Genomic DNA, 24,497 nt, shown 5'->3' on the forward strand with positions numbered 1-24,497 from the left:
CATGTCTTCCCCACCCGCGTCTTCCCCACCTGCGTCGTTCCCGCCCGCGCCGTCCCCACCACGGCCCTCGACGGCCGCCGGGTTCACCGCACGGCTGAAGTACGCCCTGGTCTCGGACCCGACCGCCCGGTTCGTCTACGTGAACAACTTCGAGGTCGAGCGCGTCTGGGGCCTCGACGAGCCGAGGCTGCCCGGCACCGGGCTGTCCTTCTCGTCGGCCACGGTGAACCGGATCGAGGAGGTCGGCGTCCTGCTCGCCGACGAACACGACGCCGTGGTGCTCAAGGGCGCGGTCGATCCCGGCTACGCCGAGTATCTGGACGCGCTCGGCGCCGCCGAGGGCGAGCACCTGACGGTCGACCACAACGTACCGGACCGGTCGGTCACCGTGGACGCGCTGGAGTCACCCCGGCTGCTGGAGGCGCTGCGCGCGCTCGCCGACGGGCGTACGTATCTGATGCCGCTCGGCATCTCCCCGGACGAGGAGCTTCTGGCCGAGGCCGTCGGGCTGCCGCTGGCCGGTCCCGGCGCCGCGGTCTGCAAGGAGGTGAACGGGAAGATCTTCAGCCGGGAGCTGGTCGACGCGGCCGGGCTGACCGCAGTCCCGGGCGCCGTGTGCCGGACGGTGGAGGAGCTGGCCGCGGCACTCGACACTCATCTGATCCGGACGGGCACCCCCGTGGTGGTCAAGGAGTCACTGGGCGTCTCGGGGCGCGGCATGGTCGTCCTGGAGGACGCGGGACGCGGTGAGCGGCTGCTGCGGATGATCGAGCGCCGGGCAGGCGCCGACCGGCGTGTGTCGGTCGTCGTCGAACGCTGGATCGACAAACAGGCGGATCTGAACTACCAGTTCGTCGTCGGCCGCGACGGCGGGGTCGCGTTCGAGACCGTGAAGACCGCGCTGACGGAGAACGGCGTGCACCGAGGGCACCTCTTCCCCCCGGCCCTGCGGCCCGACCAGGTCGGGGAACTGCGGGCGGCCGCCGACGTGATCGGCAAGGAGCTGGCGGCCGCGGGCTACTTCGGACTCGTCGGGGTCGACGCGCTGCTCGCCGCGGACGGCACGCTCTATCCGTGCCTGGAGATCAACGCGCGCTTCAACATGGCGACCTACCAGAACCGGATCTCGGAGCGCCTGATCCCGGACGGGCAGTACGCCCTCGCCACGGCCTTCGATCTCAGGCCGGGCCGTGCGTACGGCTTCGGGGAGGTCCGCGCCGCGCTCGGCGATCTGCTCCTGGAGAGCCTCCCCGAGGCGGGGGCCCGCGGTCGCGGCGGTGTGCTGATCAACAACTTCGCCACGCTGAACGCCATGTTCCTGGCCGAGGGAAAGCCCTATGGGCGCCTCTACGCGATCTGTGTCGGTGACGACGAGCAGGACGTGCGGCGGACGAGAGAACGGGCCGAGACCCTGCTGAACGAAATGGTGGCCACGCCGTGAGTGAAGAGACCGACTGGAACGGGCTCGCCGAACAGTACGGAACCCCGACCTATGTGTACGACGGCGACTGGCTCGCCGCCAACCTCAAGGCGCTGCGCTCGGCGCTGCACCCCTCGCTGGAGATCTTCTACTCGCTCAAGTCGAACCCGAACCGGGGCGTCTACGACGTCCTGCACTCGGCGGGAGCGCGAGCCGAGGTCTCCTCCCTCGCCGAGCTCCGCCTCGTCCTCGACGCGGGCACGGACCCGGCCGACATCATCTTCCTCGGCCCCGGCAAGAGCCAGGAGGAGATCGACGCCTGCGTGGAAACGGGCATCTACGCGATCGTCTGCGAGTCGTTCGACGAGCTCGAGAGGATCGACGGGACGGCCCGCGCGCGGGACGTGCGCCAGCGGGTGCTGCTGCGGGTCAACCCCGCGCTTTCCATCGCCGGTTCGCGTCTGACCATGGGTGGCAAGCCGCGTCAGTTCGGCATCGACGAGGCCCAGATCCTGGCGGCGGGGCCGGCCCTGGCCGCGTACCGGCACGCCGACGTGGCCGGGGTCCAGGTGTATCTGGGCACGCGCATCCTCGACGCCGAGGTCGTCGTCAAGAACACGGCGTACATCCTGGACCTCGCCGAGCGCATCGCGGCGGCCACCGGCATCAGCCTCGCGGCGGTCGACATCGGGGGCGGTCTGGGTGCGGCCTACTTCGCCGGTGAGGAGGAGCTGGACACGGCCGTGCTGGCCAAGGACCTCAATCCGCTGCTGGACAGGTTCGTCTCGGCGCACCCGGAGACCCGTCTCGTCATGGAGTCCGGCCGGTATCTCACGGCGCTCGGTGGCACCTACCTGATGCGGGTGCGCTACACCAAGGAGTCCATGGGCGAGAAGTTCGCGGTCGCGGACGGCGGCACCCACCACCACATGGCCGCGGTGGGCATCGGGTCCTTCGTCAAGCGCAACTTCCCGATCGGGCTGCTCTCCCGGACGGCCGATCCGTCCGAGGAGCCCGGCCGCTGGAACATCGCCGGCCCGCTGTGCACCCCGAACGACACGGTCGCCAAGGGGGTCGCCCTGCCCGAACTCCGTCCGGGCGACCTCATCGGCGTGCTGCGCTCCGGCGCGTACGGTCCTTCGGCCTCGCCGGTGTACTTCCTCAGCCACGGCTACCCGGCCGAGGTCGTCCTGCGGGGCGGCCGCTCGTACCTGGTGCGCCGCCGGGACTCCGTCGAGGACGTCCTCGGCAAGCAGGAGACCCATCCCGAACTGCGCGACGCCGATCACCTCGGCTGAACCGCCCCCCGCCCCGCCCTCGTATGGGAGAAGAGACCATGGTGAACACCGACAACACCACGACGGCCGGCACGCTGCAGGAGGCCCTCGCCGCCGTACTGAACAAGGAGCTGCCGGAACTGACGCCGCAGACACGGCTGTTCAGTGATCTGGGGCTGGACTCCACGAGCGTGATCGAGCTGCTGATGGAGCTCGAGGACTCGCTCGGGCTCCAGATCGATCCGGACGAGCTGACGCCGGACGTCTTCGAGACGGTCGGCAGCCTGACCGCGTACGTCGAGGCGCGCATGCCGGAACAAGAGCAGGCGTCCTGACCGATGCGGCAGACGACGCGGACGACGGACGTGCCGCCGCGTGACACCGCGCGCCCGGACGGCACCAGGACTCTGCTGCTCGGCCGCCCGGCCGCCCGGGACTTCCCCGGGCGGCCGGCCGCGCTGGCCGGGGTCGATCTCACGTTCATGACCCAGTTCCTCGCCGCCTTCGGCGAGAAGCCCGACCACGCGCGCTACGAGGGCGGCGGCGGCAACAGCTTCATCGGCATGGCGGGGCGGCTCCTCGACGGCCTGGACCGGCCGCTGCCCCCGCTGGACAAGGTAGTGCTCGCCTACCACGTGCCCGACATGAGTGTCGTCGACGTGGCCGGCTGCTATCTGGCCGAGAAGTGCCCGGGGAATCCGGAGGTGTTCTCGTTGTCGGGACAGGGCGTGGGCGCACCGTTCACGGCGCTGCGCGTCCTGTCCGGCATGCACGCGGCCCGGCAGTTGACCGAGGGCGCCGTCCTCGTGATGGACCAGTCGACTCTCCCCTACTACGACGCCGACACCCACACCGGGCCGAGCACCGACTGCGCGGTCCTGCTGGGCGCGGGCAGCACGGAGGGGCAGGGGAGCATGGAGCTCGACTTCGTGGACGAGCGGGCCGTCGGCCCGGACGCGGCGGCGGGGCTGCTCAACGGGCACGGGCACGGGCCGCGGACCAGGACGGTGGTGGGCCGGATGCTCGCCGACCTGCTCGATCCGCTGCTGCGCGCCGGGGACGACCTGGTCGAGGGGGCGTCCGACCGGCTGTGCACCAGTGCGTGGGCCGCGCTCGCCGAGCACTGGGCGCCGGACCGCTACACCGTGGTCGCCGACTACGATCCGCACTCCGGCCGGCTGTTCCGGGCCGGGCTGCGGCCGGCGGCGGCCTCGTGAACGGCACCACGGGGGCCGACCTGAGGCGCTGCCGGGACCTGGGGTGCGAAGACGGTCTGGCCGCCGGGCTGACAGCGGTGCTGGAGGGCCTGGACGTCGCCGTCGAGGCACCGGGCGGCTCGGCGCTTCTGCCGATGGCCTCGCTGGAGCCGGGCGGGGCGGCCGGAGGCGCGGAGATGCTTCCGCACCCCTTCGCCGCGCTCGAAGGGCTCGCCCTCGTCCGCTTCACCGCGACGGGCACGGGCACCGGAGCGGGGCTCACCGGGCTGCGCGCCGCCCGCCTTGCCGCCGTACGGGTCGGTGTGCTCTCCGCCCTTCTGGACGCGGCCGTGGAGCGGCTGACCGCCCGGCGCTTCGGCGGGGTCCCGCTGATCGAGCATCAGCTGGTGGGCGGGGCGCTGGCCGACGTGGTCACCGAGATCGAGATCGCCTCGGTGGATCCCGCGAGTGGGTCGGCCGAGGCCGTGTGGGACCAGCATGAGCGGCTGACCGAGGCCGGCTGGGCGACGACACGACTGTTCGGCGCGGAGGGCTACATCACCGGGCATCCGGTGCGCGCCCTGTATCTGTCCTCGCTCGCCTCGGACCTGTGGCTCGCCCGGCCGGGCGTCCCGGAAGGAGCACGATGACCGTGGACGGACTCGACGAACGGCGGGTGGCGCTGCGCGGCGCCGCCGCCGAGTGTGCGGGTGAACTGCGTGAGCACGCGGCGGCGCTCGACGCGGCCCCCTCCGAGATGAAACCGCACCTGGGTGTGCCTGGCTTCGACCTGGTGCGCCGGTGCACGACTCCGGAGCGCTACGGCGACCCGCTGCGTGTCGGCCGATTCACGTACGCCTCGGGGTCGTCCCTGGACACGGTGGTGTGGATGACCGAACTCGCCTACGGGGACGCGGGGATGGTGCTTGCCGCCCCGGGCCCGAGCCTGGCCGGCATCCTCGTCGACCAGCTCGGCGACGAGGGGCAGCGCGAGTACTTCTACCGTGCGGTCGCCGGTGCGGACGTCTGGGCGTTCTTCGCCGTGACCGAACCCGCCCACGGCAGTGACGCCAGCGGGATGGAGTGCGCCCTGAGCCTGGGCGCTCCCGGTTCGCACCGGCTGGACGGGACGAAGAAGTACGTCGGCAACGGCGCCCGCGGCAGCGTCGGCGTGATCTTCGCCCGGACGGGCGCCGGCCCGCTCTCGATCCGTGCCGCACTCGTGGAGGCCGGAGCTGACGGCTTCGACGCCCAGGGGCTGGACATGGTGGGCCTGCGCGGCGCCGCCCTGGGCGAGATCCGGCTCGACGGCGTCGCCGTACCGGACGAACGGCTGCTCGCCCGGCATCTGCCGCCCACCAGGCGCGGACTGTGGGGCGCGGTCCGCGTGTTCAACACCGTGCGGCCCCAGGTCGCCGCGCTCGCGGTGGGCACGGGACTGGCCTGCGCGGACCTCGTGCGCACCGAGCGTCCGCGGGCGCCGGGCCTGGAGACGGTCAGGGCCCGCCTGGAGAGCTGTCGTCGCCTGGTCTACGAGGCGGGCGCGGCCCTGGACCACGACCGTGACGCCGGTGCGCTGTCCAGCACGGCCAAGATCGCCGCCGTGGCGGCGGCGCGCGAGACGTCCCGATGGGCGGTGCGGTCGCTCGGTCCGGCGGCGCTGACGGACCATCCGCTGCTGGAGAAGTGGACGCGCGACGTGTGCTCCTTCGAGTTCATGGAGGGCACCAGTGACATCCAGCGCCTGCACGTCTCGCGTGCGTGGGTGCGGGGGCGGGTCAGGGCGGGCGGTCCGCGGTGAGAGTGGGCGTGGATCTGCTGGAGATCGCCCGGTTCGCGAAGATCGCCGCTCATCCGGGCGGCCGGCGGATCGTGTTCTCGGCGGCGGAGCTCGCCCACGCCGAGACCCTGGGCGCGCCCCGGCGCGCGGAGTACCTGGCGGGGCGGTTCTGCGCGAAGGAGGCCAGCGCGAAGGCGCTCGGCCGCGGCCTGGGACAGGGCCTGGTCTGGCACGAGATCGAGGTGCTGACCGACGCCCACGGGGCGCCGCGGGTCCGGCTCGGCGGTGGGGCCCTGGCGGTCGCCGAGCGGGCCGGCGTCGAGCGGATCGACCTGTCGCTCAGTCACCACGGCGGCCTGGTGGTCTGCGTGGCCATAGCAACCTGAATCCGAGGGACGGACCGATGGACCTGAGTCTCTTCTTCTTCGCCGACACCGCGGCCGACAGCTCCGCGGACGGCGACGGCGACCTGTACCGCCTCCTGATGGAGAGCGCGCGCTTCGCGGACACGCGTGGATTCCGCGCCGTGTGGACGCCCGAGCGGCACTTCCACAGCTTCGGGGGGCAGTATCCGAACCCCTCGCTGACCGCGGCGGCCCTGGCCGCCGTGACCGAGCGGGTGGCGATCCGCGCGGGCAGTGTGGTGGCCCCTCTGCACCATCCGGTCCGGATAGCCGAGGAGTGGTCCGTCGTCGACAACCTCTCCGGCGGCCGTGCGGGCGTCTCCTTCGCCTCCGGGTGGCACGAGGGGGACTTCCTGCTCCAGCCCGGGAACTACAAGGACCGCAAGAACATCATGGTGGAGACGGTCCGCACCGTACAGCGCCTCTGGCGTGGCGAGGAGGCGGAGTTCGACGGGCCGGAGGGCGAGAGGCGCCGGGTCCGACTCTTCCCGCGCCCCGTCCAGGCGGAGTTGCCGGTGTGGATCACGGCGGCGGGATCGCCGCAGAGCTTCCGGATCGCGGGCACGCTCGGCGCTGGCATCCTGACCCACCAGCTGGGGCAGGCCGACGACGCCCTGGAGCGCAACATCGCCACCTACCGGGAGGCGCTGGCCGAGGAGCACGGCGCCGACGCCCCCGGCCATGTCGTGCTGATGCTGCACACCTTGATCGGCGAGGACCGCGCGCGCATACGCGACCTGGTGCGCGAACCGCTCACCGGGTACCTGCGCAGTTCGATGGAGCTGATCGCGGCGTCCCCGGCCACTCCCGGCGCCGACGGCTTCGACCTGAACCGGGTCTCCGCCCAGGACAAGGAGTTCATGCTCTCCAGGCAGTTCGACCGGCTGTTCACCAGCGCGGGCCTGTTCGGCACCGTCGAGGACGGCGTCGAGGTGGTGCGCAGACTCACCGCGCTCGGCGTGGACGAGATCGCGTGCCTCGTCGACTTCGGCGTGGACCGGGAAGAGGTGATGCGCTCGCTGCACCACCTCGACGCGGTGCGTGCCAGGGTCGCCACGGACAGCGGGGGCCCTGGCACGGAGGTCTGAGGCCCCCGGCCGGGCGGAGGCGATCGCGGGCGTCGTCCGGCGTCGGCGTCCGCGAGCCGTTGTTCCCGGCTCCGCCCGGGGCTGCCCGGGGTCTCCCACGGGCGCCCTTCCGCTCCTCGGCCGCAGCGGGCCCGGGCGGTGAACACCCGGATCACGTCCACACGCCGGCCGACCCTCCAGGATGCCGGCCCGTACGGTCGCGCACCCGCTGCCGCGCGACCTCTTTACGGCTTTGTCATGCACCGGTAACTTCCTGACTGCAATGGATTGCAGCAAGCTTCTGACGGAGTTTTCCGCCAGGAGGTACCGCTCGCCCGAACCCCGAGGCGCGTCCGGGTTCTCCGGCGGGACAACGCGGCCGTTCACGCAGCGGCCGCGTTACCGGCAGCCGCGGTCCACCCGCCGCGGCACTCCCCTGGAGACAGACGAATGAAACGCACCCCTGTGCGGAAGCTGGGACACCTGCTCCCGGCAGCCGTCGCGGCCACCGTGACGCTGGGCCTCCTCACCTCCGCGCCGAACGCCCCGGCGCTGGACTCGGCACCCGCGGCGGCCTCCGGATCCACCGCCACCGTCTTCTACTACACGAAGACCAAGAACTGGTCGTCGTACAAACTGCATTACGCGCCCGACGGCGGGTCCTGGACCACCGTCCCCGGTCTGGCCATGGAAGCCGCCTGCACGGACTGGGTGAAGCAGACCGTCAGCCTGGGCACCGCCTCCGGCCTGGCCGCGACGTTCAACAACGGTTCCGGGGTCTGGGACAACAACGCCGGGAAGAACTACGCCCTGGGCTCCGGGACCGTCACCGTCAAAGACGGCGTGGTGGCCCACAGCGACCCCTGCGCGGGAGCCGGTACGGAGCCCGCGGAGGGCAACACGGCCTCGGTCTACTACTCGACCGCCACCGTCGGCTGGACCACCACCAACCTGCACTACCAGCCGGCGGGCGGAGCCTGGACCACCGTGCCCGGCGTGGGCATGGAGCCCGCCTGCGCCGGCTGGGTGAAGACGTCGGTCGGCCTCGGCTCGGCCACCACGATGCTGGCCACGTTCAACAACGGCAACGGGGTCTGGGACAACAACAACGGGAGCAACTACTCGGTCCCCGCCGGTCTCACCACGGTGAAGGACAAGAAGGTCACCGGCGGCGCGAAGGATCCCTGCGCGGCCGAGGCCCCGGACACCCAGGCCCCCACCATCCCGGCAAAGGTGTCGGCGAGCGCGGACGGGGTGTCCGTCGTGGTGACCTGGGAACCGTCGACCGACGACGACGGCGTGACGAAGTACCAGGTGACGAGGGTCGGCGGGACCAAGGGCACGCTGGTCAGCGATGTCGGCTCCACGGTGTTCTCGGACACCGGCCTGGAGGCGAGGACGGTCTACAGCTACACCGTCAGGGCCGTCGACGCCGCCGGGAACGTCTCGGCGGCCTCCGCCGCGGCCACCGCGACCACCGGGGAGAAGCCGACGGCCCCCGCCTCCGGGAAGCCGCTCGGCACCGACCCCCGCAAGGACCCGATCTACTTCGTCCTCACCGCCCGCTTCAACGACGGTGACACCGCGAACAACCGGGGCGGCGGCCAGCACAGCAAGTCGGGCAACGCGGCCAACGACGACCCCATGTTCCGGGGCGACTTCAAGGGCCTGGTCGACAAGCTCGACTACATCAAGGGCCTCGGCATGTCGGCCGTCTGGATCACCCCGGTGGTCCTGAACCGGTCCGACTACGACTACCACGGCTACCACGGCTACGACTTCTACGAGGTCGACTCCCGGCTCGAGTCGGCGGGGGCCTCCTACCAGGACCTCATCGACGCGGCCCACGCCAAGGGCATGAAGATCTACCAGGACGTCGTCTACAACCACTCCTCACGCTGGGGCGCCAAGGGCCTGTTCACCCCGACGACGTACGGCGTCCGAGACTCCCAGTGGAGCTGGTACTACGACGAGAGGAACGACGGCTTCGCGTACGACGGCCTGACCGTCGAGACCACGTCGGGGAAGTCGTACTACAACGGCGACCTCTGGTCCACGGCCGAGCCCTCGGGCAACACCTGCGTCAACTGGGGCGCCCCCACGCAGTACACCTCGCCGGAGGGCTACCGGATCTACAACTGCCAGTGGCCCAGCCCGACGTCGGGCATGTTCCCCAAGGCGTACTACCACAACTGCTGGATCGGCAACTGGGAGGGCGAGGACTCCCGTTCGTGCTGGCTGCACGACGACCTCGCCGACTTCGACACGGAGAGCGCGCCGGTGCAGAACTACCTGATCGGCGCCTACAACAAGTACATCGACATGGGCGTCGACGGATTCCGGGTCGACACGGCCGTCCACATCCCCCGCACCACCTGGAACCGCCGCTTCCTCCCGGCCATCCAGGAGCGCGTCACCCAGCAGTTCGGCACGGAGGCCGCGAAGAACTTCTTCGTCTTCGGTGAGGTCGCCGCCTTCGTCAACGACAAGTGGAACCGCGGCTCGGTCAACCACTCCGCGCAGTTCTACACCTGGAAGGAGCGCAAGGAGTACAGCGCGGACGACGAGAAGGCCGCCCTGGAGATGTACGCCTACGAGCAGCAGCAGGGCACCGGCTCCCAGCCGACGTCCACCAACGCCTTCCTGACCGGCAACAGCTACCACGCACCGGACCACAGCGGGTTCTCCGGGATGAACGTCATCGACATGCGCATGCACATGAACTTCGGTGACGCGAACAACGCCTACAACAACGGCAAGGACTCCGACGACAGTTACAACGACGCCACCTACAACGTCGTGTACGTCGACAGCCACGACTACGGTCCGAACAAGAGCAGCGAGCGGTACGCGGGCGGCACGGACGCCTGGGCCGAGAACATGTCCCTGATGTGGACCTTCCGGGGCATCCCCACGCTGTACTACGGCTCCGAGATCGAGTTCCAGGCCGGCAGGAAGATCGACTGCGGGCCCACCTGCCCGCTGGCGACGACCGGCCGGGCGTACTTCGGGGACCACCTCGCCGGCACGGTGAAGGCGTCGGACTTCGGCACGGTCTCCTCCGCCTCCGGCGCGGTCGCGGACACCCTGGCGAAGCCGCTGGTCACGCACGTGCAGCGGCTCAACCAGATCCGCCGGGCCGTGCCCGCCCTGCAGATGGGGCAGTACTCGACGGAGGGCATCAGCGGCTCGATGGCGTACAAGCGGCGCTACACCGACGCCGCGAGCGGCACGGACAGCTTCGCGCTGGTGACGGTCACGGGCGGCGCCACGTACACGGGCATCCCCGACGGCACCTACACGGACGCCGTCACCGGTGACACCCAGGTGGTGACCGGCGGCACGCTCACCGTCGCCGCGCCGGGCAAGGGCAATCTGCGGGTGTACGTCCTCGACCTCGGCGGCAGGAACGCGGCCCCGGGGAAGATCGGTGCGGCGGGCCCGTACCTGAAGTGAACCCGCGGTGCGGCCGGACATGCTCCCGAGCGTGTCCGGCCGCATCCGCCGTGCCTCACCGGCCGCCGGCGACCCGGCGCAGGGTGCGCAGGAGGTACTCCTTGCGGTTCAGCGGATCACGGTCGGTCCTGGACCTGCGCGGAAGGCGACCCTCGACCGGCCGGTAGTCCTCGAACGCGGACTCCATCACCCCTTCCCCGCGCGTCATCCCCGGTAGCAGCTGCTGGAGTTCATGGACGCGGGCGGCCGGGACCACCCCCTCCACCGTGCAGACGACGCCGTCCGTCACCGGAGGCCCCGGAACGGCGCCCAGCCGCGCGACGACCGGCGCAAGCGGGCCGATCGCGTCGGCGGGGAGCTCGGCGCGGAAGCGGTGCACGGGCTCGTACACCGTCGTCCCGGCCCGTCTCAACGCCTCCATCAGCACCAGCGGCGTCAGATTCCGGAAGTCGCCCGCCGTGCTCGACATGCTCTTGTCGAACACCGCGTGCGCATGGCTCTGCCTGGGCCAGTATCCGGTATGGGTCAGGGTGACCGTGCAGTCGGTGACCCGCCATCCGTGAATTCCCTGGGCGAGCGTCTCCTGCACAGTTTCCTCCACCGCCCGCATCAGGGCGTACGGCATGGCTCCCAGCTCCACTTCCCGGCGGAATTCCACTCCGCTGCCGAATGCGGCGGGCTCCACGCGCAGACCGACGGTGGCGAGAAAGGGATTCGGATCGACGTCGATGAATTCGACGGCCGCGCCCGTCCCCGCGGGCCGCTCCAGACAGATGGTCGTCGTCTCCCGGAAGCCGACCTCGATGCCGTACTCGTCCGCGAGCGTCGCCTGGATGACCTCCTTCTGGACCTCGCCGTAGAGCGACAGGGAGACCTCCTGCCGGAGCTCGTCACGGCGCACGCCGATCAACGGGTCCTGCTCCGCCAGGTGTCCGAGGGCGATGTGCAGCGCTCCCCTGTCCTCGCTCCGGCAGGGGGTGACGACGGTCTCCAGAGTGGGTGGGGCGAAGTGGGACCTGGCCGGCCGTCCGCCGACCTCGCCGATGGTGTCCCCGATCCGGACGGTGTGGAGACCGCGCAGTCGGCCGATCCTGCCCGCAGGCAGCGCGTCGCCGCGGACGTCGGTCCCGTTGTCGAAGACGGTGATGGCGGAGATCTTGCCTTCGCGGGGCTCCTGGTCGCCGTCGCCCAGCAGTCGGACGCGTTCCCGGGTGCGCACCTCTCCGGAGAACATGCGGGCGTACGCGATCTTCTCCCCCGCCGGGCCGCGCTCGACCTTGAACACCGTGCCCGAGGCCGGGCCTTCGGCGCCCTGGCCGACCGCGGGCAGGAACGCGGCGATGCCCGCGGTCAGTTCGGCCACTCCGGCGCCGGTGGCGGCGGAGCCGAAGTACACGGGGTGTACCAGGGCCCGGCGGGTCTGTGCCGCCAGCCGCTCACGGAGCCGGCCGTACGGAACGCCTGCGGCTGATTCGACGTACGCGGCCAGGAGGTCGTCGTCGTGGGTGGTGAGCAGGTCGGTCAGCGCGGTGACGAAGCCCGGGTCCCCGGCGGTGAAGGCCCGTGTGGCGGCGCTCCTGGTCCCCGCGGCCTCGACGGAGCCCATGGCCACGACCGCGGGCGACAGCCGTCGGGCGACGTCGGCCAGGACGCCTTCGCACCGTGCGCCCGCGCGGTCGGTCTTGTTCACGAAGACGAGCGTGGGGATGCGCAGGCGGAGCAGCGCCCGCATCAGGATGCGGGTCTGGGCCTGGACGCCCTCCACGGCGGAGACGACGAGCACCGCACCGTCGAGTACGCCGAGGACCCGTTCCACCTCGGCGATGAAGTCGGGGTGGCCCGGGGTGTCGATCAGATTGACCGTGACACCGTCGACGGCGAAGGACACCACCGCCGACTTGATGGTGATGCCGCGCTGCCGCTCCAGGGCGAGGGAGTCGGTCCGTGTGCTGCCGTCGTCGACGCTGCCGACCGCCGCGATGACTCCGGCGTTGTGGAGCAGCCGCTCGGTCAGGCTCGTCTTACCGGCGTCTACGTGCGCCAGAATTCCCAGGTTCAATGTGTGCACTGAGCTTCAGGTCCTCGAGATAGGGGTGAATTCCTGTCTGGGCGGACTCAGAAGCTCGGCGCATGGACATCTCCCGGGTTGATCAGCTGGTGCCGGAATTACAGCAGGCCGTCGCGCCGGCGGGCAATCGATTAATGGTTCAGGTGCGGGAAGCGGAGCTCGGTACGGCTGCGTGCGGTGTCGCCGGGGCGCAGCACGGTGCTGGGCAGGTCCGGACGGTTGGGCGAGTCGGGCAGGTGCTGGGTCTCCAGGCAGACCGCGCCGTGCCGTTCGTGTCGTCGGCCGGTGCCGTCGGTGAAGGAGCCGTCGAGCTGGTTGGCGGTGTAGACCTGGATGCCGGGCTCCGTCGTCCACACCTCCAGGATCCGGGCCGCGTCCGGGGCGGTGAGCCGCGCGGCACGGCGCAGGCCGCCGCCGGAGTCGCGCAGGACCCAGGAGTGGTCGAAGCCGCCCGCCGCGCGCAACTGGCCGTCGTCCTCGCCGAGGCACTCCGCCAGGACACGTGGTCCGGTGAGGTCGAAGGGGGTTCCGCGGACCTCTGCGGGCGGCCCCAGGGGGATGCCGTCGTCGTCCACCGGCAGGTAGGTGTCGGCGTCGACCTCCAGGCGGTGGCCGAGGACGTCACCGTGGCCGGTCAGTTCGAAGTAGGCGTGGTTGGTGAGGTTGACGACCGTGGGGCGGTCGGTGACGGAGGTGTACTGGAGAGCCAGGGTTCCGGCCGTGCCGAGGGTGTAGGTGACGGTGGAGTCCAGTGCTCCGGGAAAGCCCATGTCGCCGTCCGGGCTGTGCAGGGTGAGGCGCACGGAGACGCTGTCGTCGCTCCGGTCCGCCTCGGCCTCCCACACCTTGGTGTGGAAGCCGTCCGGTCCTCCGTGCAGGGCGTGGCCGCGGTCGTTGGCGGGGATGTGGTGCTCGGTCCCGTCCAGGACGAAGCGGCCGTGCGCGATGCGGTTGGCGTAGCGACCGACGACGGCGCCGAAGTAGGGGTGCTTGGCGGTGTAGTCGTCGAGGGTCTCCAGGGACCGGACGACGGAGGCGGTGACACCGCTGGTGTCGGGCACGGTGAGGCGGTGCAGCGACGCGCCGTAGGTCAGGACCTCGGCACGGACACCCGTGCCGCTCTCGAGGGTCCACAGGTCGGTCGGTGTCCCGTGGGTGGAGCCGAAGGGGGTGCGGTGCACGGTGGGGCGCGGCATCAGAGGTCCTCGGTGTGGCCGGAGTCGGGCCCGGGGGTGGTGGATTCGCGGACGACGAGGCGGTAGCCCGGGCGTGGCCTGCGCGGTTCGGCGACGGGTGTGCCGGAGAGCTGTTCGACGAGGCTGTCGACGGCGAGGCGCGCGATGGCCTCCTTGTCGGGGGCGATGGTGGTGAGGGTGATGGTCGTGTAACGGCTCTCCTCGATGTCGTCGAAGCCGACGACGGCGATGTCGTCGGGAATCCGGAGGCCGCGTTCGGTGATGGTCCGCATCGCCCCGATGGCGATGAGGTCGTTGTACGCGAACACGGCGTCGGGCCGGTCCTCCTGGTCCAGGAGCCGCACCATGCCGGCGGCCCCGTCCTCGCGGCCGTAGCCGTCGGTGACCACGACGAGGGACTCGTCGGGGGTGATGCCGGAGGCCTCGAGCTCCTCGCGCCACCCACGGAGCCGCAGATGGGCGGGCTGGCGTTCCTGTCCCGTGCGCGATCCGAGGAAGGCGATGCGCCGGTTGCCCTGGCCGACCAGGTGGCGTACGGCCGCGCGGGCGGCCGCCACGTTGTCGATGGCGATGTGGTCGTAGGGCGCCTCGTACTCGCGCTCGCCCAGCAGGACCAGCGGCGCCGTCTCGGTGCGCGCCATGAGGTCCTCGGTCTCCAGGTGGATGGGGCTGAGGATGAGGCCGTCGATCACGTGGGACCGGAATCCCTGGCTGACCAGGAGCTCCTTCTCCCTGAGTCCGGCGGTGTGGTCGACCAGGACGGTGTAGTCGTGCCGGGCGGCCGCGTCGATGACCGCTCCGGCCAGCTCGGCGAAGTAGGGGTTGCCGAACTCGGGGACGGCGAGGGCGATGATGCCGGTGCGGCCCTTGCGCAGATGGCGTGCGGTGAGGTTCGGCCGGTAGCCGAGCTCGTCGATCGCCTGCTGCACCTTGGCCCGCATGGCCGGTGTGACGTGCTGATAGTTGTTCACCACGTTCGACACGGTCTTGATGGACACGCCCGCCCGTTGTGCAACGTCCTTGAGGCTGACGCCCACGGCACTCCTTGGTTCGGCTCGGCTCGACTTGGCTCTGTGGGCCGGCCCGACCGGCCGGCCCGTCGTCAGGTGCTTCTGCGGTTGCGCGCGAGATAGCGCTGGGCCACCACGACAACGATAAGGAAACCGCCGCTCACCACCGACTGGTACGAGGAGTTGAGCGAGCCGATCTGGTTGATCAGGTTCTGGATGACGGCCAGCAGCAGCACGCCCCAGAGGGTTCCGCTGATGGATCCGGCGCCTCCGACGAGGAGTGTGCCGCCGATGACGACGGCGGAGATCGCGTCGAGTTCCATGCCCACGCCGACGATGGTGACGCCGGAGGAAAGCCGGGCGGCGTTGAGGGCGCCGGCGAGGCCGGCGAGCAGGCCGCTGAGGGTGTAGACGAGGATCTTCGTACGGGCGACGGGGAGGCCCATCAGGGTGGCCGCGTCGCTGCTGCCGCCCACGGCGAAGAGCGTCTGCCCGAAGGAGGTGCGCTGCAGGACCAGCCCGCCGACGCCGAAGAGGACCAGTGCGATGAGGATCGGGTGGCCGAAGCCCCAGACGCTGCCCTGGCCGAGGTCGCCGAAGGCGGAGTCCTTGGGCACGAGATAGGTGGTGGCGCCCTCGTCGGTGAGGGCGAGCAGCAGTCCGCGGGCGCCCAGGAGGGTGGCGAGGGTGACGATGAAGGGCGCCATGTTCCCGCGCGCGATCAGCAGACCGTTCAGCAGGCCGATCCCGCCGCACACCACGAGGGGGAGCAGCAGTGCGGCAAGGAATCCGTACTGCGAGGCCCAGGCGGCGAGGACGCCCCCGAGGGCGAAGACCGATCCGACGGACAGGTCGATGCCGCCGGTGATGATGACCATCGTCATGCCGAGCGCGACCACGGCGAGGAAGGATGCCTGGATGGTGACGCCGCGGGCGTTGTCCGGGGACGCGAAGGTCGGGTAGACGAACGAGGCGGCGATCACGACGGCCAGGAGGACCGCGAGGACGCCCTGGCGTCGGAGGAGTTCGGCGGCGCGCTGCCGGCCGGTCTGCTCGGGGCCGGCGGCCGGGCGGGCCGCGGGCGTCTTCGTCGGCACCGGGGCCGGGGCGGCGGTGACGGGCTTGGTTTGGTTCATCGGGACCGACGCTCCCGGGCGACGTAGACGGCGGCGATGATGATGGCCGCCTGGGCGATCTGTGCGGTGGAGTCGGGCAGGTCGTGCTTGACGAGCGTGGCGCGCAGGAGCTGCATGAGCAGGGCGCCGGCGACGGTGCCGAGCACCCGGACGGAGCCTCCGTTGAGGGGGGTTCCGCCGACCACGACCGCCGTGATGGCGGAGAGTTCCATGAGGGTGCCGAGCGAGGACGGGTCGCTCGCGGTGAGCCGGGCCGTGGCGAGGATGCCGGCCAGGGCGGCGAGCACTCCGCAGAGCACGTACACGCCGATGAGGACCCGCTTGACGGGCAGTCCGGCGAGGGCGGCGGCGGAGCGGTTGCCGCCCACGGCCACGATCTGCCGGCCGAAGGTGGTCCGCTGCACCAGGAAGGCGACGGCGACGGCCAGTACTCCGGCGATCCACACGACCACCGGGACGCCGAGGAAGGAGCCGGTGCCCAGCGACAGCAGGTCGGGGTTGACGATCTGCTTGAGCCGGCCGTCGGCCATGACCAGGGCGAGTCCCCGGCCCCCCACGAAAAGGGCGAGCGTGGCCACGATGGGCTGGAGTCCGACGAGCGAGACGAGAGCGCCGTTGACGGCTCCGACGACCGCGCCGGCCAGGAGCGAGACGACCAGCGCGGGGACGAGCCCGTAGCCGAGGTAGAGCGGGAGGAACGCGGCGGCGAGGGCCATGGTCGAGCCGACGGACAGGTCGACGCCCTCGGTCCCGATGACCAGGGCCATGCCCAGGGCCACGATGACGATGGGGGCGACCTGGACGAGCTGGGTGCGGAAGTTGCCGGCGGTCATGAAGTGTTCCGTGAACAGGGCATTGAAGAGGAGCACCACCGCCACGGCCACGTAGACGCCGTACCGCTGGTACCAGGCGGGGTCACGCAGCCGGACCAGGGGGCTCACGGGCGTCTGGGGCTGGCCGCTCTTCGTGGGCGGGGCGACGGCGGTCTCGGTCATCGGGGGTCCTCCTGGGCGGCCGGGGCCCTGTCCGCCGGCTCCGGTGCGTGGTCGGCGAGCACTTCGAGCAGCCGGTCCTCGGCCACGTCGTCGCCGGAGAGTTCGCCCGCGACCGCCCCGCCGCGCAGGACGACGATCCGGTCGGCGCCCTCGATGAGCTCCTCGATGTCGGAGGAGATGAGCAGGACGGCGAGGCCCTCGCGGGCGAGGTCGTCGATGAGGCTCTGCACCTCGGCCTTGGCTCCGACGTCGATGCCCCGGGTGGGTTCGTCGAGCAGCAGGACCTTGGGCTCCAGGCAGAGCCAGCGGGCCAGCAGGACCTTCTGCTGGTTGCCGCCGGAGAGTTCCCCGACCTTCTGTTCGGGGCTCGACGCCTTGATCCGCAGGCGCTTCATGAAGATGTCGACGATCCGGTCCTGCTTGGCGCGCGAGACGACTCCGGCCCGGGAGAGGCGGGGCATGGCGGCCAGCACGATGTTCTCGCGGACGGAGAGGCCGGGCACGATGCCTTCGGCCTTTCGGTCCTCGGGCAGCAGGCTGATGCCGGCCCGGATGGCGGCGGCCGGGGTGAGGCGCTTCAGAGGGGCGCCGTCAACGGTGATCTGCCCCTCGTCCAGGGGCAGCGCACCGGAGAGGGCCTTCGCCGTCTCGCTCCGGCCGGAGCCGAGGAGACCGCCGAGGCCGAGCACCTCTCCCGCGTACAGGGAGACGGATATGTCGTGGAGCTGGAGGCGGCTGGAGAGGCCGGTCGCGGTGAGGACGGGCGCACGGGCGGCCTCGTGTCCCTCCGCGGCGAAGCTGGTGGCGCCGGAGCGCCGCACCTCGGACAGGTCGCGGCCGAGCATCATCGACACCAGCTGCATCCGGTCGAGGTCGGCCAGGTCGCCGGTGTGGATGTGGCGGCCGTCGCGCAGGACGGTGACCCGGTCGCAGATCCGGTAGAGCTCGTCCATGCGGTGGCTGACGTAGAGGACGGCGATGCCCTGGCCGCGCAGGCGTTCGATGACGCGGAAGAGGGTCTCCACCTCGCGGGGTTCGAGCGAGGAGGTCGGCTCGTCCATGATGACGACCTGGGCGTTGACGGAGACCGCACGCGCGAGGGCGACCATCTGCTGGGTGCCGACACCGAGGGTGTGCAGCGGGCGACGGGGATCCACGCGCACGCCGAAGCCGTCGAGCAGCTCGCCGGTCTCCCGGTGCATCCGGGCGAAGTCGATGAGGCCGAAGCGGTTGCGGGGCTCGCGTCCCAGGAAGATGTTCCGCGCCACGCTCATGAGCGGGACGAGGTTGACCTCCTGGTAGATCGTGGAGATGCCGGCCTGCTGCGCCTCGAAGGGCCGGGCGAACCGGACCGGTTCACCCGTCATCCGCAGTTCCCCGCCGTCCGGCCGGTAGACACCGGTCAGCACCTTGATGAGGGTGGACTTGCCCGCGCCGTTCTCCCCGACCAGGGCGTGGGTCTCCCCCGCGCGGAGGGAGACGGAGACGTCGTCGAGGGCGACGACGCCGGGGAACCGTTTGCTCACCGAGCGGGCTTCGAGCACGGCGGAGGCCGCGGACGGTGCCGCCTCCGGTGCCTGAGGTACTGCTTCGGGTGGTGCCATGGGTGTTCGTGGCCTTCCGCTGTCCAAGGAGGAGGGCCCGGGGGCCGCCGTGGCCCGGTCAGGGTGCCGCGGCGGCCGGGGCCGTTGGCTTCAGGAGCGGATCAGTACGCCCCGCCGAGGGATTCCTTGGCGTTGGTCTCGTCGTAGGCGCGGTCGCTGATGATGACGTTCTCGGGGATCTCCTCGCCGCCGTAGAACTTCTCGGCGGTCGCGAAGGCCAGCGGTCCGAAGCGCGGGTTGGACTCGATGACGGCGTTGTACTCACCGTTGACCAGGGCCTGCACGGCGTTGCGGGTGCCGTCCACCGAGACGATCTTGACGTCCTTGCCGGGCTTCTTGCCGGCGGACTTCAGCGCGGTGACGGCACCGAGGCCCATCTCGTCGTTCTCGGCGTAGACGGCCGTGATGTCGGGCTTGGACTGGATGAGCTGCTCCATGACCTGCTGGCCCTTGTCGCGGGCGAACTCGCCGGTCTGCTGGGCGACGATCTCGATCCCGGGTGCCTGGGCCTTGATCTGGTCGACGAAGCCCTTGGTCCGGTCGGTGGTCACGTTGTTGCCCGAGGCGCCGAGGAGGATCGCCACCTTGCCCTTGCCGTCGGTCGCCTTGATCATTGCGTCGGCGGCGCGCTTGCCCTGCTCGACGAAGTCGGAGCCGAGGAAGGCCACGTAGTCCTTGCATGCCTCGGAGTTGACCTTGCGGTCGACGGTGAGGACGGGAACCTTCTTCGCCGCCGCGGCCTTGAGCGCCGGCTCGAGGCCGTCGGAGTTCAGCGGGGCGATGATGAGGAACTGGGCGCCCTGGGACAGCATGTCCTGGATGTCGCTGATCTGCTTGGACAGCTGCGACTGGGCGTTGGTGGTGAGCAGCTTCTTGACGCCGACCTTGGCGGCCTCGTCCTTGATGGACTGGGTCTCGGCGATGCGGAAGGGGTTGGCCTCCTTCTCCGACTGGGAGAAGCCGACCACCGCGTCCTTGAGGTCGATCTTGGGTGCGCCGTAGGTCTGCAGCGAACAGCCCGGGCCGGAGGCGGCTTCGGGGGACTTGGCCGCCTGTGCTCCCTGGCTGCTGTCACCGCCCGCGTTGTCCGCGGTCTCCGACTTGGAGCAGCCGGAAACGGCCAGCGTGGCGGTGGCGGCGAGCAGGCAGGCCGCGGCGAGGGTACGGGATCGACGCTGGGTCATCATGCGCGGGACGCTCCTTGGCGAGGTGACGGCACGCCGTGCGGCGTGCGGTCGGGCATGGCGGGACGGTGCATCGGCCGCTCGGCGGCAGATGACGACGTATCCCTCACGAACCCGCTTCCAGCTGCGGAAACGGGTGGCCGTGAGGGCTTGTGCGGCCTCTCGGCGGCTCGGTTTACAACGTTATATAGGCGCGGCAGCACAGGCGGCAAGAGAGTTGTCGACGCGTTTCCAAAATGTGTCGGCCCGGGGCGTGCCGCCCGGCGGGGCGGTACGGCACCAGGTCCTGCGTCACCCCTGGACACCGGCTTGACCGCGTGCTGTCATACCGCCGACATCAATTTCTAACGTTGCAAGTGAGGTGTCGTGCCGTCAGGTCCGGGTGCCACGGCCACCTTCGCCAGGGGCCGGTCCGATCCGGACCGGTCACCCCGCTCTTGTCCGGCAGAGCAGAAGCGGAGTCCCCACACGATGCCCCTCAACCGCAGACAACTCATGACCGGCGCCCTGGCCACCGCCGCCGCGGTCACCGCGGGCGGCCGCTGGGCCACCACCGCGACGGCGGCCGGGGGTGTGATGCCCGCCGTGCCCGGCGGCCACTACTCCCCCGACACCGCGCCGCTGCACCCGACGGCGTTCCTGAAGCTTCCCCCCGGGCACGTCGCCGCCAAGGGCTGGCTGGCCGGCCAGCTCCGGATGCAGCTGGACGGTCTCTGCGGCCGGTACGAGGAGTTCTCCCACTTCCTCGACTTCGGTGAGTCCGGCTGGGTCAGGCCCGACAAGGGCGGCTGGGAGGAAGTCCCCTACTGGCTGCGGGGGTACACGGACCTGGCCATCGTCACCGGTGACGCGACGGCGCTGGCCGGCGCCCGGAAGTGGATCGACGCCATCCTCACGACCCAGCAGTCCGACGGCTTCTTCGGCCCGAAGGCCCTGCGGACCTCGCTCAACGGCGGTCCTGACTTCTGGCCCTTCCTGCCGCTGGTCCAGGCGCTGCGCTCCTGGCAGGAGTACAACGGCGACAGGCGGATCATCCCGTTCCTCAGCAGGTTCTTCCGCTACATGAACACCCAGGGCCCCGGCGCCTTCGACACCAGCTGGATCGCGCTGCGCTGGGGCGACGGGCTGGACAGCGTCTTCTGGCTGTTCAACCGCACCGGCGACGCCTTCCTGCTCGACCTCGCCGACACGATCCACCGCTACGGGGCCGACTGGGGTGACAACCTGGTCAACCCGCACAACGTCAACATCGCCCAGGGCTTCCGCGAACCCGCCCAGTACGCCCTGCGCAGCGGCTCGCAGCAGGACACCCGGGACACGTACGGGACGTACGCCAAGGCCATGGACCGGTACGGGCAGTTCCCCGGCGGCGGCTTCGCCGGGGACGAGAACGCCAGGGAGGGACACGGGGACCCCCGCCAGGGGTTCGAGACCTGCGGAATCGTCGAGTTCGTGGCGAGCCACCAGCTGCTCACCCGGATCACGGGCGACCCCCTCTGGGCGGACCGCTGCGAGGAACTGGCGTTCAACTCGCTGCCCGCCTCGCTGGACCCGTCGGGGAAGGCGATCCACTACGTCACGAGTGCGAACAGTGTCGACCTGGACAACGTCCCCAAGAAGGACCGGCAGTTCCAGAACGGCTTCGCCATGCAGGCGTTCCTGCCCGGCGTCGACCAGTACCGCTGCTGCCCGCACAACTACGGCATTGGCTGGCCCTACTTCACCGAGGAGCTCTGGCTGGCCACCCCGGACAACGGTCTCGCAGCGGCGATGTACGCCCCCTGCGAGGTCACGGCGAAGGTCGCGGACGGCGCGGAGGTCACCTTCACCGAGGAGACCGGCTACCCCTTCACGGACACGGTCACCCTCTCCCTCAGGGCCCCGGAACAGCTGCGCTTCCCGTTGGTGCTGCGCGTGCCCGCATGGTGCGCCGATCCGGCAGCACCGAGCCGGTCGAGGACGTCACACTCGTCCCGATGGGCGCGGCACGGCTGCGGATCACGTCGTTCCCGACAGCGAACCCGGACGCGGCACCCTGGCTCGGTGACCGCTGGTACAGGATCGCCAGCCGCAACTCCGGCAAGGTGCTGGGTGTGGACGGCATCTCCACCGCGAACAGCGCCCACGTCGTCCAGTACGACGACAACGGCACCGCGGACCATCTCTGGCATCTGCTCTGAGGACAGCGCGCCGCCCGGCCCCCTTCCGATCCACTCCCCGCGACACTCCGGCGCGGGGAGTTCTTCCCTCCATCAAGGAGAACCTCGGATGAAGCCCGCACCCGCACCACGCCCCCGCACCTGGTGGAGACGGTTAACGGCCGGCACCGGCCTGCTGGCCCTTCTCGCCACCGCGCTCGTCGGCGCCGCCACCGCCCCGGCGGCCGCCGCACCCACCGCCTGGACGCCGAAACCGGCCCCGATGACGACGCCCTGGACCGGCCAGGTGTCCGTCGACCACCCGCTTCCCGAGTACCCGCGCCCCCAGCTCACCCGCCCCGACTGGGCCAATCTCAACGGCATCTGGGACTTCGCGGTGACCGGCCGCGACGCGGGGCAGCCCGCGTCCTTCTCCGAGCAGATCCGGGTCCCGTTCGTCGCCGAGTCCTCGCTTTCCGGGATCAAGCGGAAGATCACCGAGAACGACAAGCTCTGGTACAAGCGCACCTTCACGGTGCCCTCGAACTGGAACGGCCGCCGGACCGTGCTCAACTTCGGCGCCTCCGACTGGCAGAGCACCGTCTGGGTCAACGGCACCCAGATCGGGGCCCACAAGGGCGGTTTCGACTCGTTCTCGTACGACATCACGCCCCAGCTCAACGGGGGCCCGAACACCATCGTGGTCTCCGTGTACGACCCGACGCAGACCGGTGGCCAGGCCGCCGGCAAGCAGCGGATCAACGACGTGAACCCCCATGCGGGCGGCGGGATCTTCTACACGGCGGCCTCCGGCATCTGGCAGACGGTCTGGCTGGAGCCCGTCGCGGCGTCGCACGTCACGCGCCTGGACATGACGCCGAACATCGGCAGCAGCACCCTGAGGGTCAAGGTGCAGGCGGCGGCCGGCAGCGGCCGGACCGCCCGGGTCACCGTCTCCAGCGGCGGCACCGTCGTGGGTACGGCGACGGGGGCTCCCGGTGCCGACATCTCCGTGTCCGTGCCGAGCCCCCGGCTGTGGAGCCCGGACGACCCGTTCCTCTACGACGTACGCGCCGACCTGCTGGACGGCACGAGCGTGGTGGACACGGTCGGCAGCTACGCGGGCATGCGGTCGATCGCGGTCGCGAAGGTCGACAACATCCTGCGCCCCGTCCTCAACGGGAAGTTCGTCTTCCAGACGGGCACGCTCGACCAGGGCTACTGGCCCGACGGGATCTACACGGCGCCCACCGACGCCGCCCTCAGGTCGGACCTCCAGGCGCACAAGGACCTCGGCTTCAACATGGTCCGCAAGCACATCAAGGTGGAGCCGCAGCGCTGGTTCTACTGGGCGGACAAGCTGGGCCTCCTGGTCTGGCAGGACATGCCGGCGATGGACACCGGGAAGACCCCCGACGGCGCGGCACGGACCCAGTGGGAGGCGGAGTACCACGCGGTGATCGACCAGCACCGCAGCTCGCCGTCGCTGGTCATGTGGGTGAACCAGAACGAGGGCTGGGGCCAGTACGACCAGGCCAGGGTCGCGAACGAGGTCAAGGCGTACGACCCGTCCCGGCTGGTCGACAACATGAGCGGGGTCAACTGCTGCGGCTCCGTGGACGGCGGCAACGGTGACGTGGTCGACAACCACATCTACGTCGGTCCGGGCAACACCTCACCGACCGCCACCCGAGCGGCCGTCCTCGGCGAGTTCGGCGGGCTGGGCTGGAAGGTCCCGGGCCACGAGTGGTATCCGGGCGGCGGCTTCAGCTACGAGGACCAGGCCAGCGTCTCCGCCCTGAACAACCGCTTCGTGGGACTCCTGGACAGCATCCGTGTCGGGCAGCTCCCGGCCGGGCTGTCGGCCTCCGTCTACACCGAGATCACCGACGTGGAGAACGAGGCGAACGGGCTGCTCACCTACGACCGCCAGGTGGTCAAGGTCGACACCGCCCGGGTGAAGGCCGCCAACCAGGCCCTCATCCAGGCGTCGAAGACGCCTGCCCCGCCCGTCACCCTGCCCACCGGGCAGTACAGGTCGCTCCGGGTCACCACGCCCGGCCACACGAACAAGTACCTGCGCCACTCCCAGGCGCTCGCCTACACCGCGGTCGTCGACGGCGGAAGCAGCGCGCTGCTGAAGAGCGACGCCACGTGGAAGGTCGTCACCGGTCTGGCGAACAGCAACTGTTATTCGCTGGAGTCCCGCAACTACCCCGGTGAGTACCTCCGGCACCGGGACTTCCGGGTCCGCCGCGACGCGAACGACGGCTCGGCCCTCTTCAAGGCCGACGCCACCTGGTGCGCGGTCGCGGGCAGCGGCGGGGTGCGGTTCTCCAGCGCGAACCTGCCCGGCAGCTATCTGCGCCACATCGACTCCGAGGTGTGGCTGGCCACGCCCGGTGGGGGGCACGCCTGGGACAACGCGGCCACCTTCACCGAGGACACCACCTGGGCGGTGGACGCGCCCTGGGCACCGTGATCTGACGCCAGCGCTCTCCGCGGGCCCGGTGCCGGCGTATCTCACGCCGTCACCGGGCCCGCCCGCGCAAGGAGACACCCGCTT

17 protein-coding genes and 1 pseudogene are annotated in these 24,497 nt (G+C 70.8%); 11 read left to right on the forward strand and 7 right to left on the reverse strand.

The window, feature by feature from the left end; translation table 11 throughout:
* Window position 1 precedes the first annotated feature (1 nt).
* The 9 genes from B9S57_RS10325 to B9S57_RS10365 all read left to right on the forward strand — a co-directional run bounded on the left by B9S57_RS10325 (window position 2) and on the right by B9S57_RS10365 (window position 10,600).
* Window positions 2–1,441, forward strand: coding sequence for an ATP-grasp domain-containing protein (locus B9S57_RS10325; RefSeq protein ID WP_103515232.1), 1,440 nt, complete (start codon window positions 2–4; stop codon window positions 1,439–1,441).
* Window positions 1,438–2,718, forward strand: coding sequence for a type III PLP-dependent enzyme (locus tag B9S57_RS10330; protein WP_103515233.1), 1,281 nt, complete (start codon window positions 1,438–1,440; stop codon window positions 2,716–2,718). The genes B9S57_RS10325 and B9S57_RS10330 overlap by 4 nt, the downstream gene beginning before the upstream one ends.
* Before the next feature lie 38 nt (window positions 2,719–2,756).
* Complete coding sequence (locus B9S57_RS10335; RefSeq protein WP_103515299.1) at window positions 2,757–3,032, forward strand: acyl carrier protein; 276 nt, start codon at window positions 2,757–2,759, stop codon at window positions 3,030–3,032.
* Window positions 3,033–3,035: 3 nt separating this feature from the next.
* The gene (locus tag B9S57_RS10340; protein ID WP_103515234.1) at window positions 3,036–3,914 is read left to right on the forward strand and encodes a hypothetical protein; all 879 of its coding nucleotides are present in this window, start codon (window positions 3,036–3,038) and stop codon (window positions 3,912–3,914) included.
* Window positions 3,911–4,543 carry an acyl-CoA dehydrogenase family protein gene (locus B9S57_RS10345; RefSeq protein ID WP_103515235.1) on the forward strand — a complete coding sequence of 211 codons (633 nt, stop codon included), beginning with the start codon at window positions 3,911–3,913 and terminating at the stop codon, window positions 4,541–4,543. Before B9S57_RS10340 ends, B9S57_RS10345 begins: the two co-directional genes overlap by 4 nt.
* Window positions 4,540–5,694, forward strand: a complete 1,155-nt coding sequence (locus tag B9S57_RS10350) for an acyl-CoA dehydrogenase family protein (RefSeq protein ID WP_258036337.1) — start codon at window positions 4,540–4,542, stop codon at window positions 5,692–5,694. Before B9S57_RS10345 ends, B9S57_RS10350 begins: the two co-directional genes overlap by 4 nt.
* Before the next feature lie 8 nt (window positions 5,695–5,702).
* Complete coding sequence (acpS, locus tag B9S57_RS10355; protein ID WP_258036338.1) at window positions 5,703–6,059, forward strand: holo-ACP synthase; 357 nt, start codon at window positions 5,703–5,705, stop codon at window positions 6,057–6,059.
* Between the two features lie 17 nt (window positions 6,060–6,076).
* A complete protein-coding gene (locus tag B9S57_RS10360; protein WP_103515236.1) occupies window positions 6,077–7,165 on the forward strand; it encodes a MupA/Atu3671 family FMN-dependent luciferase-like monooxygenase in 1,089 nt (362 codons plus the stop codon).
* 429 nt (window positions 7,166–7,594) lie between these two features.
* Complete coding sequence (locus B9S57_RS10365) at window positions 7,595–10,600, forward strand: carbohydrate binding domain-containing protein (protein WP_181011300.1); 3,006 nt, start codon at window positions 7,595–7,597, stop codon at window positions 10,598–10,600.
* Between the two features lie 55 nt (window positions 10,601–10,655).
* Here the strand turns inward: B9S57_RS10365 and B9S57_RS10370 are convergent, their stop codons facing one another.
* The 7 genes from B9S57_RS10370 to B9S57_RS10400 all read right to left on the reverse strand — a co-directional run bounded on the left by B9S57_RS10370 (window position 10,656) and on the right by B9S57_RS10400 (window position 19,796).
* Window positions 10,656–12,668: a translation factor GTPase family protein gene (locus tag B9S57_RS10370; RefSeq protein ID WP_103515238.1), complete on the reverse strand. Its 2,013-nt coding sequence runs from the start codon at window positions 12,666–12,668 to the stop codon at window positions 10,656–10,658.
* Window positions 12,669–12,799: 131 nt separating this feature from the next.
* On the reverse strand, window positions 12,800–13,864 hold the full coding sequence (locus B9S57_RS10375) for an aldose epimerase family protein (RefSeq protein WP_103515239.1): 1,065 nt from the start codon (window positions 13,862–13,864) through the stop codon (window positions 12,800–12,802).
* Entirely contained in the window at window positions 13,864–14,901 is a 1,038-nt protein-coding gene (locus tag B9S57_RS10380) for a LacI family DNA-binding transcriptional regulator (protein ID WP_103515240.1), read from the reverse strand. Before B9S57_RS10380 ends, B9S57_RS10375 begins: the two co-directional genes overlap by 1 nt.
* 65 nt (window positions 14,902–14,966) lie before the next feature.
* Window positions 14,967–16,010, reverse strand: a complete 1,044-nt coding sequence (locus tag B9S57_RS10385; protein WP_103515241.1) for an ABC transporter permease — start codon at window positions 16,008–16,010, stop codon at window positions 14,967–14,969.
* Window positions 16,007–17,005: an ABC transporter permease gene (locus B9S57_RS10390; protein WP_103515242.1), complete on the reverse strand. Its 999-nt coding sequence runs from the start codon at window positions 17,003–17,005 to the stop codon at window positions 16,007–16,009. Before B9S57_RS10390 ends, B9S57_RS10385 begins: the two co-directional genes overlap by 4 nt.
* Window positions 17,002–18,609 (reverse strand): sugar ABC transporter ATP-binding protein, encoded by a 1,608-nt coding sequence (locus tag B9S57_RS10395; RefSeq protein ID WP_103515243.1) that lies wholly within the window; start codon window positions 18,607–18,609, stop codon window positions 17,002–17,004. Before B9S57_RS10395 ends, B9S57_RS10390 begins: the two co-directional genes overlap by 4 nt.
* Window positions 18,610–18,710: 101 nt before the next feature.
* The gene (locus B9S57_RS10400) at window positions 18,711–19,796 is read right to left on the reverse strand and encodes an ABC transporter substrate-binding protein (protein ID WP_103515244.1); all 1,086 of its coding nucleotides are present in this window, start codon (window positions 19,794–19,796) and stop codon (window positions 18,711–18,713) included.
* A gap of 468 nt (window positions 19,797–20,264) precedes the next feature.
* Here B9S57_RS10400 and B9S57_RS10405 point away from each other — a divergent pair.
* Window positions 20,265–21,970, forward strand: a pseudogene (locus tag B9S57_RS10405) (beta-L-arabinofuranosidase domain-containing protein); the annotation flags it as partial.
* A 91-nt stretch (window positions 21,971–22,061) separates the two neighbouring features.
* The gene (locus B9S57_RS10410) at window positions 22,062–24,413 is read left to right on the forward strand and encodes an AbfB domain-containing protein (protein WP_103515245.1); all 2,352 of its coding nucleotides are present in this window, start codon (window positions 22,062–22,064) and stop codon (window positions 24,411–24,413) included.
* Window positions 24,414–24,497: the final 84 nt, after the last annotated feature.

It is taken from the genome of Streptomyces sp. SM10 (assembly GCF_002910915.1).
GTDB lineage: Bacteria > Actinomycetota > Actinomycetes > Streptomycetales > Streptomycetaceae > Streptomyces.